10 protein-coding genes are annotated in these 9,153 nt (G+C 70.7%); 3 read left to right on the top strand and 7 right to left on the bottom strand.

From position 1 onward, the window contains the following. Positions 1–26 precede the first annotated feature (26 nt). From QR77_RS02365 to QR77_RS02380, 4 genes are read right to left on the bottom strand one after another with little or no spacing between them, the layout of a single operon-like run. Positions 27–881, bottom strand: coding sequence for a metal ABC transporter permease (locus tag QR77_RS02365; RefSeq protein ID WP_040019420.1), 855 nt, complete (start codon positions 879–881; stop codon positions 27–29). Next, positions 878–1,777, bottom strand: coding sequence for a metal ABC transporter permease (locus QR77_RS02370; protein WP_040019421.1), 900 nt, complete (start codon positions 1,775–1,777; stop codon positions 878–880). Before QR77_RS02370 ends, QR77_RS02365 begins: the two co-directional genes overlap by 4 nt. After that, entirely contained in the window at positions 1,770–2,741 is a 972-nt protein-coding gene (locus QR77_RS02375) for a metal ABC transporter ATP-binding protein (RefSeq protein WP_078876448.1), read from the bottom strand. The genes QR77_RS02370 and QR77_RS02375 overlap by 8 nt, the downstream gene beginning before the upstream one ends. Beyond that, a complete protein-coding gene (locus tag QR77_RS02380) occupies positions 2,738–3,736 on the bottom strand; it encodes a zinc ABC transporter substrate-binding protein (RefSeq protein WP_040019422.1) in 999 nt (332 codons plus the stop codon). Before QR77_RS02380 ends, QR77_RS02375 begins: the two co-directional genes overlap by 4 nt. Before the next feature lie 316 nt (positions 3,737–4,052). Between QR77_RS02380 and QR77_RS02385 the strand changes: the two genes are divergently transcribed. Continuing rightward, complete coding sequence (locus tag QR77_RS02385) at positions 4,053–5,750, top strand: discoidin domain-containing protein (protein ID WP_040019423.1); 1,698 nt, start codon at positions 4,053–4,055, stop codon at positions 5,748–5,750. 58 nt (positions 5,751–5,808) lie between these two features. Here the strand turns inward: QR77_RS02385 and QR77_RS02390 are convergent, their stop codons facing one another. Further along, positions 5,809–7,098 carry an MFS transporter gene (locus tag QR77_RS02390; RefSeq protein ID WP_063797988.1) on the bottom strand — a complete coding sequence of 430 codons (1,290 nt, stop codon included), beginning with the start codon at positions 7,096–7,098 and terminating at the stop codon, positions 5,809–5,811. 287 nt (positions 7,099–7,385) lie between these two features. Between QR77_RS02390 and QR77_RS02395 the strand changes: the two genes are divergently transcribed. Further along, positions 7,386–7,652, top strand: a complete 267-nt coding sequence (locus tag QR77_RS02395; protein WP_040019424.1) for a type II toxin-antitoxin system prevent-host-death family antitoxin — start codon at positions 7,386–7,388, stop codon at positions 7,650–7,652. Further along, positions 7,649–7,903, top strand: a complete 255-nt coding sequence (locus tag QR77_RS02400) for a Txe/YoeB family addiction module toxin (protein WP_040019426.1) — start codon at positions 7,649–7,651, stop codon at positions 7,901–7,903. Before QR77_RS02395 ends, QR77_RS02400 begins: the two co-directional genes overlap by 4 nt. Positions 7,904–8,009: 106 nt before the next feature. On the opposite strand, the gene QR77_RS02405 is transcribed toward QR77_RS02400, so the two are convergent. After that, positions 8,010–8,627, bottom strand: coding sequence for a histidine phosphatase family protein (locus QR77_RS02405; protein ID WP_040019427.1), 618 nt, complete (start codon positions 8,625–8,627; stop codon positions 8,010–8,012). Further along, positions 8,624–9,153 (bottom strand): FGGY-family carbohydrate kinase (locus QR77_RS48140; RefSeq protein WP_040019428.1); only part of this gene is annotated, 530 nt, incomplete at its 5' end. The genes QR77_RS02405 and QR77_RS48140, both read right to left, overlap by 4 nt.

Raw genomic sequence — 9,153 nt, forward strand, 5'->3', positions numbered from 1 at the left:
CCGTCCGGCCACGGGCCTCTCGGATCCTAGGCCCTGGCTGCCACCGCCCGCCCGGCCCGCCCGCGTACGAAGGTCGCCGCGTACACGGCGGTCGCCGCCGCCATGATCCCGAAGCTCGGCGGGATCCGCGGTACGGCGTAGCTCAGCGCCAGCCCGGCCCACATCTCGCCGACCGCGAGGCCCCCGGACAGCGCGAGCGCCGCGAACGGGCGGTCGGTGAGGCGCTGGGCGGCGCCCGCCGGAGCGGCGAGCAGCCCCAGCAGCAACAGCGACCCGACCGCCTGGGTCGCCTCGGCCGCGCCGGCGCCCGCGAGGGCCAGGAACACAAAACCGAGCAGCCGTACGGGCACGCCCCTGGCCGCCGCCACCGCCTCGTCCACGGAGGCGAAGAGCAGCGGCCGGGCGATGGCGAGGACCGCCGCGCAGATACCGGCCGCCACCAGGGCGGCTGTCAGAGCCTGGCCGGAGGAGAGGCCGAAGATCGAGCCGAAGAGGACGGAGACTCCGGCGCCGCCGTTTCCCGCGCTGCGCGAGGTGGTGTAGAGGGTCAGGAAGAAGACTCCGAGGCCGAGGATCCAGGAGAAGACGTTGCCGATGGCGACATCGTCGGCGCGTCCGCCACGGCCGAGGGTGCCGAGCAGCAGCGCGACCCCGACGGTCGCCACGAACAGGCCGAGGCGCAGGTCGTAGCCGAGAGCGAGCGCGGCCAGGGCGCCGGTGAAGGCGACATGGCTGAGCGCGTCGCCGGTGAAGACCTGGGCGCGCAGCACCAGGAAGTACCCGATCAGGCCTGCCGCGGCGGCGACGGCCGTACCCGCGAGGAACGCGTGCTGGAAGAACGGGTGGGCGAACGCGCCCGGGGCGGCGAGTACCACCGTCATCGCGCCGCACCTCCCACCCGGAGCAGCCGCGGCGCGGCGGCGCGCCGTAGCGGCGGCCCGACCCTGGCGAGGACGTAACAGGCGAAGGCGAAGGTGGTCACGTAGAAACCGATCGGATACGGCGAGAAGTACGCGGCGATCAGCCCGAGCCAGGTCACCAACAGGGCGACGAGCACGGACAGGGCGAGGCTCAGGACGGGACGGGCGGTCAGCGCCCGCGCGGTCGCGGCCGGCATCACCAGCAGCGCGAACACCAGCAGGGTGCCGGTGATCTGGCTCGCCTCGGCGGCGGCGGCTCCCAGCAGGACCAGGAAGACCGTGGACAGAAGCCGTACCGGCACGCCCCTGGCCGCCGCGACATCGGGATCGACGGAGGCGAACAGCAACGGCCGTCCCAGCAGGGCGAGTACGGCGAGCACGGCGGCCGTCACGGCGAGCAGGACCCACACCTGGGTGGTGGTGATGCCGAGGAAGCTGCCGAACAGCAGCGAGGTGACACCGCCCAACAACCCCTTGTACAGGGCGGTGAAGAGGAAGCCGCAGGCGAGCAGGAACGCCTGGATGGTGCCGGTGAGCGCCGATTCGTGGCCGCCGTCGGCTCCCCCGCCGCGCGGGACGGCGGCGATGACCAGGGCGGCGGCGACGCAGAAGGCGAAGTAGCCGTAGCTCGCGCCGACTCCGATCAGGGTGGCTCCGGCGGCGCCGGGGAAACCGACGGTCGCCAGGGTGTGCCCGGCGAAGCTCTGCCCGCGCAGCACCATGAACCAGCCGATCACCGCCGCGCCCACGGCGATCAGGGTGCCCGCCCTGAAGGCGTTGACCATGAAGGGGAACGCCCACATCTGCTGGAGGTCGGCGATCAGATTCCAGGACCAGGCCGGGTACGCGTCAGCCATTGGAACGGCCGTCCGCCGACGCGGGACGGGAGCCCGAACGCCTGCCCGTGCTCGTACGCGTACCCGTGCTCGTCCTCGTCCTCGTACCGGAATCCTGTGCCGGGTGCCGGTCGGTGTGCAGCGCGGGTGCCTCCGGCTGTCCCACGACCACGAGCCTGCCGTCGGAGGTGCGGAGCACCTCGATCGGGGTGGAGTAGAGCCGCGACAGAGTCTCCGAGGTGATCACCTCCTCGGGGCGACCGGCGACGGCACCGCCCTCGGCCAGATAGATCACCCGGTCGAGGCGGGAGAGGATCGGGTTCACGTCGTGCGCCACCATGACCACGCTGACGCCCTCCTCCCGGCAGATGCGTCCGGTGAGCGCGGCGACAGCGGCCTGGTTGGGCAGGTCGAGGCTGTCCAACGGCTCGTCGAGCAGCAGGAGTTCGGGACGGCGTACGAGCGCCTGCGCGATGAGCAGCCGTTGTTGTTCACCGCCCGAGCACCGGCCGATCGGCCGGTGGGCGTACGACTCGGCGCCGACCAGTGTGATCACCTCGTCGATCCGCGCCTTCGCCGCCCTGCTCGGGGAGCCGGCCCGGGAGAGCCAGGCCGGCAGCGGCACCCCCCAGCGGTCGCCGTCCCAGCCGAGCCGCACGATGTCGGTGCCGCGCATCCGCAGCGAGGCGTCGAAGCTGCGGCGTTGCGGGAGATAGCCGACCCGCGCCCCGGCCTGCCCGGGTGGCCCGCCGAGGATCCGTATCTCGCCCGCGTGCGGCGGCAGTACGCCCAGGAGGACCTTGACGAGGGTGGACTTGCCGACGCCGTTCGGCCCGAGTACGGCGACGAACTCCCCTGCGCCGATGTCGAGATCGACCCCCGACCACAGGGTGCGCCCGCCGACCCGTACGGCCGCGCCGCGCAGCGACACCACCGGGGAGGAGGGGGTGGCGGGCCGCCGCGCGGCGGTGAGTCCGACGGTCATTTGCCGTCGGCCTTGGCCAGGGCTTTCTCGATGCCCTGGAGCTGGCGCACCTGCCAGGCCTGGAACGACGCCCCCGCCGGGGTGAGGGTCTCGGTGACGGTGGCCACCGGAATGCCCTTCGCCTTGGCGGCCTTCACCTGCGCCTGCACGTCGGGGGTCGCGTTCTGGCTGTTGTACACATAGATCTTGATCTTCTTGTCGGCGATCTGCTGGTCGATCGCCGCCTTGTCCTTGGCCGTGGGGTCGGTGCCCTCGCTGATCGCGCCGAGGAAGGAGTCCGGGGTGAGCATCTTCAGTCCGAGACCGTCGGCGAGCGGGCTGACGATCGACTCGGAGGCGCCGATGGGCGTGCCCGCGTAGTCCGACTTGATCCGGGATATCAGTTGGTCGTACGGGGCGAGGGTGCTGGTCTCGAAGGTGTTCTTGAGCTTGTCGAAGTCCGCGGCGTCCGCCGGGTCGATCTTCTTGTAGTCGGCGGTGATCCGCTCGATGACCTGGTGGACGTCGGCCGGGGAGTACCAACGGTGCGGATTGCCCCCGGGCTTGACGCCGACCAGGTCGCCGACCTTGAGGTCCGTACGGCCAGGGGCGGGGCTCGCCGACAGCAGCTTGTCGGCCCAGCCGTCGTAGCCGATGCCGTTGACGATGGTGAACTGCGCCCCGGCGACGGTGCGGGCGTCGCCCGCCGTCGGCTCGTAGTCGTGCGGGTCGGCGTCGGGGTTGTCGATGATGCTGGTGACCCGTACATGGCCGCCGCCGAGCTGCGAGGCGATGCTGCCCCAGAAGTTCTCGCCCGCCACCACCTGGATCACCTTGCCACCGCCCGACGCGCCACCCGAAGCGCCGGCCGCCTTCGCCGGGGCCGGGGAGGAACCGCCTCCGCCGGACGGAGAGGTGGAGCAGGCGGTGGCGGTCATCGCGGCCAGGACCGCTATGCCGCCGAGGGCGAGCCGGGACGGTCGGCGGACTGCGGAACGGGACGGGACGGCGTTCATGTAAGCGGGATCTCCTCAGCCGGGCCTGGACACGTCGGCGGGATGCCGGCGCTCAGGAACTCGACCGACGCTAGATGAACATGACTTTCAAAACCAGAGAGGATGAGTTAGATATGACAATCGTTACCACCCCTTGACCCGGACGTGTTACTGGCGCGATTCCTTCGCTACCTAGATTTTTTCCAGTACCCGTCGAGAAATTGCGTGCAGTCATCTTGTCCATGCGTTGTCATGTCCATAGGTTGTCGGCGAGCGGCCGACCGGGACGCCGGCCGCTCTCCCACCCGCAGTTCAGCCGATTGCGAGGAACCCCCCTGTGACTCTGTCCAGACGGTCCGTCATCGTGTCCGCACTCGCCGGCACCGCCACCGTCGCCCTGCCGGGCCTGACCCCGGCCGTCGCGGCAACTCCGTCCGCCGCGGCGGCGAGCCCCGTGGGCGATGTGGTCGGCAAGATCACTGTCGGCTATCAGGGCTGGTTCGCCTGCAAGGGCGACGGCGCCCCCATCAACAGTTGGTGGCACTGGAGCCGCAACGCGGGGACGCCCCCGTCACCCAGCAACACGACCATCGCCTCCTGGCCGGACATGAAGGAGTACACCCACAGCTACCCCACGGCCTACGGGAATCTCGGCAACGGCCAGCAGGCGTCGCTGTTCTCGTCGTGGGACCAGCAGACGGTCGACACGCATTTCCGCTGGATGCGCGAGAACAACTGCGACACCGCCGCCCTCCAGCGCTTCAACCCCTTCGGCGACGAAGGCCCCACGCGTGACGCGATGGCGGCGAAGGTCCGTCAGTCGGCCGAGGCGTACGGCCGGAAGTTCTACATCATGTACGACGTCACGAGCTGGACGTCCATGCAGTCCGAGATCAAGCAGGACTGGACGTCGAAGATGAAGGCGTACACCGCCTCGGGCGCGTACGCCAAGCAGAACGGCAAGCCCGTCGTCTGCATCTGGGGCTTCGGCTTCAGCGACCCGGGCCGGCCCTTCGAGCCCGCGCCGTGTCTCGATGTCGTCAACTGGTTCAAGGACCAGGGCTGTTACGTCATCGGGGGTGTGCCGACGCACTGGCGTGCCGGTACGGACGACTCGCGCCCCGGGTTCTCCGACGTCTACCACGCGTTCAACATGATCTCGCCGTGGATGGTGGGACGGATCAGCAACGTCTCCCAGGCCGACCAGTTCCTCCGGGACCTCAACACCCCGGACCTGGCGGACTGCGCGGCGCACGGTATCGACTACCAGCCGTGCGTCATCCCGGGCGACCTCCAGTCGCGGGCCCGCGCCCACGGCGACCTGATGTGGCGGCAGTTCTACAACCTCGTCGGCATCAAGGTCCAGGGCTTCTACATCTCCATGTTCGACGAGTTCAACGAGGGCAACCAGATCGCCAAGACCGCCGAGACCACGGCGGACGTCCCTTCCGGGTCCGGCATCCTCCCCCTCGACGAGGACGGCACCCACTGCTCGTCGGACTACTACCTGCGGCTCACCGCCGACGGCGGCCGCATGCTCAAGGGCCAGCTCGCCCTGACAGCGGTCCGGCCAACGGTTCCGTCACCGACCGGCGGCGGGGGCACCCAGCCGACCGGGGACCTCGCCCTCCGCAAACCCGCCACCGCGAGCAGTTCCACGCAGAACTACGGGCCCGGCAACGCCGTTGACGGCAACAGCGGGAGCTACTGGGAGAGCGCCAACAACGCGTTCCCGCAGTGGGTGCAGATCGACCTGGGCGCCACGACCGCCGTGAAGCGCCTTGTGCTCGCGCTCCCGCCGGACGCCGCGTGGGCGACCCGTACCCAGACGGTGGCGGTGCTCGGCAGCACCAACGGCAGCGCCTTCACCACCCTGGTGGCAGCGGCGGGCCGTACCTTCGATCCGGCCACCGGGAACAGCACCACGGTGACACTTCCGGCCGCCGTCGACACCCGCTATGTGCGGTTGCAGTTCACCGCCAACACGGGCTGGCCGGCCGGACAGCTCGCCAATGTGAGCGTCTACGCGACCTGACCCCGGCCTGCAACCCCGGCTGTGGGGTCCCGGTGTCCGCTCCGGACGCCGGGACCCCTCACGGGCCGCCCGGTGGACCGGCCGGCGGGTTCGCCGGGTCCCCGACGCCGGCAGCGGCGGGGGCGGCCTCGGGGACGCTCTTCTCCCGGACGCGGGTGCCGGTGGTGGCGAAGGCCGAGTAGCGCGGCACCCACCGCATCAGGGCCCCGGCGGCGAGCAGCCCCACCCCGCCCATCACGGCGATCCCGGCAGCGAGACTGCCCAGCGCGGCGGCGGCCGACACGACGAGCGGGCCGCCCGCGCTGCCCGAGTCGGCGCACAGCCGCCAGACACCAAGGAACTGCGAGCGGGTCTTCGGCGGCGCGACATCGGCGCCGAGCGTCATCAGGATTCCGCTGCCGATGCCGTTGCCGAACCCCATGAGCATCGCGACGACGGTCAGCGACACCAGGCCGTGGGTGAGCGGCAGGGCGGCCATCGTCAGCCCCAGCACCAGCATCGAGGGGACGGCGATCCACAGCCGTCCCAGCCGGTCCATGACCTGTCCCGACGGATAGAACGTCAAGGTGTCGACGAGCCCCGCGATCCCGAACACGACACTCGTGGACGACGGGCTCTGGCCCAGATGCTCGGCCCACAGCGGCAGGACGGTCTGCCGGGCCGCGCGGACCGAGCCCACCAGCAGGACGGCGACACCGAGCGTCAGGAAGACGCGGCGATGGTCGCGTACGACGGTGCGCACCGTGACGGGGGCCCGGCTCGTGGGGTGCGCGGTGGTCGGATCGGTGACATCGCGTACGACGAGGAGTACGACGGCGGTCGCCGCCGTGCACAGCAGCGCCAGCCAGTAGATGTCACGCACCGGGCGCCCGGTCAGCACGGCGGCGCCGATGAAGGGTCCGACAAAGGCTCCGACCCGCGACATCCCGCCGAGGGTGGACAGGGCCCGCGCCCGCAGCCCGGCGGGGACGACCTCTGTCAGGTAGGACTGCCTGGCGAGGGTGAAGACGGCGTTGGTCGCGCCGGTCGCCGTGACGGCGATGGCGAGTTCCCAGACGCTGTTGGCCAGCGCGCATCCGGTCAGGGTGACGGCCGCCACACCGGCGGCGATGAGCATCGCCGTACGGTCCCCGAGCCGTGCCGCCAGCGCCCCGGCCGGCACGTCGCCGAGGATCTGCCCCACCCCGAGCAGCGCGAGCACGAGCCCGGCCGTACCGACGGACGCGCCGAGCGCCCGCCCGCTGAGCGCGAGCACCGGCGCGAGGGCGCCCATACCCGTCTCGAAGATCAGGGCCGGCAGGAAGACGGCGGGTATCAGGCTCCGGAGGGAGACGGGACGGGAACTCACCTGCTGCGGCCTAACTTCGGGTGCGTGGGGCCTGGACAGGGGCTTTTCCCGGGGAATCAGGAGCCACCCCGGCCCTATTCAACATCAACGGCCGCTCCGGGCTCCGGGGCGGCCACACTCCGGACAGAGGCGCGGATCGGGAGGCATCGCCGACTCAGCCAGAAATGCACCATTGGTCCCCGGGACGTTCGGGTGCTGGGATCGCCGCTCCTCATCAGTTGGACCTCGCACTCGGAGAGGTCGCGACTGGTACGATATTTCGTACCACTGCTGAAAGAGGTCAGCGCATGTCCATTACCGCCAGCGAGGCCCGCAAGGATCTCTTTCCGTTGATCAAAAAGGTCAATGAGGACCACGCCGCAGTAGAGATCGTCTCCAAGCACGGGAACGCCGTTCTCATCTCGGCCGAGGACTTTGCCTCCTTGAGTGAGGGCTCCTACCTCCTGCGTTCGCCGGTGAACGCGCGCCGCCTCCTCAAGGCGTACGAGAACGCGCTGTCCCATACCCATGTCTCGGAGCGCGAACTGATCGATCCTGATTCGGATGACGCGTGAGACTTGTCTTCGAGGATCAGGGCTGGGAGGACTACACGTCCTGGCTCAAGAACGACCGCAAGATGCTCGCTCGGATCAACAAGCTCATTGAGGATGTGAAGCGCGATGCCTTCTCGGGGATCGGCAAGCCCGAGCCACTGAAGTACCACTTGCCCGGAGTGTGGTCGCGACGCGTCGATGAGGAACACCGCCTCGTCTACCTCGTCACCGACAAAGAGATCATCGTTCTCGCCGCTCGCTATCACTACTGACCGTGCAGTGGTGGACAGGGCTGCGGTGCCGGGACCCGCTGCCTGTGCGGGGCCCGTTCGGCTCCCGACGGGCGGGCGGCGCCACCTTCGCCACACGCCCTACGCCCTACGCCGTCGGGACGTTGTACGCCATCAGCGCGGCGCGTCCCGCCGTCACCCGTAGTTCGGTGATCGCGCAGTTGCGCAGACCGGGGAAGACCCGTCGGTACTCGCCCACCGGGATCGAGAGCAGCCGGCACAGGACCAGCCGGTACAGGGTGTTGTGCGCGACGACCAGGACGCGGCGGCCCTGGTGGGCTTCGGCGAGCCTCAGCAGCGCGGCCGCGCCCCGTACCGCCGCCGCCTTCGGGTCCTCCCCGCCGGGCAGCGGGTGGGCCGCCGGGTCGTTCAGGAAGTCGGCGACCTCGCGGGGGTAGGACACCTCCAGTTCGGCGAGTGTCTGCCCCTCGGCGATCCCGAAGTCGATCTCCGTCAGGCCGTCCTCGACGACGGCGTCCAGACCCGTCGCGCGTACGGCGGGCTCCGCCGTACGCCGGGCGCGCGACAGCGGAGAGGTCACGATCGCGTCGAGCGCCGCGCCGGCGGCCCAGGCGCCGAGCGCCTCGGCCTGCTCGTATCCGTGGGGGGTCAGCTCGATGTCGCTGACACCGGTGTAGCGGTTGTCCGCGTGCCAGACGGTCTCGCCGTGGCGGGTGAGGAAGAGGGTCGTGGGTGCGGGCGTCATCCGTGCTCCCGTGCGTGGGCGGCGGTCGCCGGGGGCAGCCAGCCGCGTTGTTCCAGTGCGTCGACAAGGGTGATGAAGGGTTCGTCGAACCGCCGGCCGACCTCCGGACGCGGCTCGACGACCGTACGGAGCCGGACCATCGAGCGGGGCGCGGCCAGCGGCGCGGGGGCGCCGTCGGCCGCCGGGCCCCCGCTCCGTACCCCGTGGGCGGCGAGCACCGCCATGCCGAGGGCGGAGTCGGCGCGTTCGGGGACGGAGGCGGGCCGGCCGAGGATGTCGGCGCGCAGTTGGTTCCAGTACGCGCTGCGAGTGGCACCGCCGGTGAAGGTGACCGGGCCCTCGACCGTGCCGCCGAGGAGCCGGACGTAGGCCAGGCACAGCCGCTCGACCAGGGCGACGCCCTGGAGGAGCGCGGCGTGGTGGTCGGCGTCGTCGGCGGGTGTGCCGAGGACGAAGGCTTCCGCCTCGGGCGCCAGGAACGGGAAGCGTTCGCCGCGCGAGACCAGTGGGTACGCGACGGCGCCCG

The organism is Streptomyces sp. 150FB, assembly GCF_000818195.1.
Lineage (GTDB): Bacteria > Actinomycetota > Actinomycetes > Streptomycetales > Streptomycetaceae > Streptomyces.

What these genes read in the sequence shown, in the direction of transcription:
- QR77_RS02365 (WP_040019420.1), bottom strand. Translation starts at nt 881, where the DNA reads ATGACGGTGGTACTCGCCGCCCCGGGCGCGTTCGCCCACCCGTTCTTC.
- QR77_RS02370 (WP_040019421.1), bottom strand. Translation starts at nt 1,777, where the DNA reads ATGGCTGACGCGTACCCGGCCTGGTCCTGGAATCTGATCGCCGACCTC.
- QR77_RS02375 (WP_078876448.1), bottom strand. Translation starts at nt 2,741, where the DNA reads ATGACCGTCGGACTCACCGCCGCGCGGCGGCCCGCCACCCCCTCCTCC.
- QR77_RS02380 (WP_040019422.1), bottom strand. Translation starts at nt 3,736, where the DNA reads ATGAACGCCGTCCCGTCCCGTTCCGCAGTCCGCCGACCGTCCCGGCTC.
- QR77_RS02395 (WP_040019424.1), top strand. Translation starts at nt 7,386, where the DNA reads ATGTCCATTACCGCCAGCGAGGCCCGCAAGGATCTCTTTCCGTTGATC.
- QR77_RS02405 (WP_040019427.1), bottom strand. Translation starts at nt 8,627, where the DNA reads ATGACGCCCGCACCCACGACCCTCTTCCTCACCCGCCACGGCGAGACC.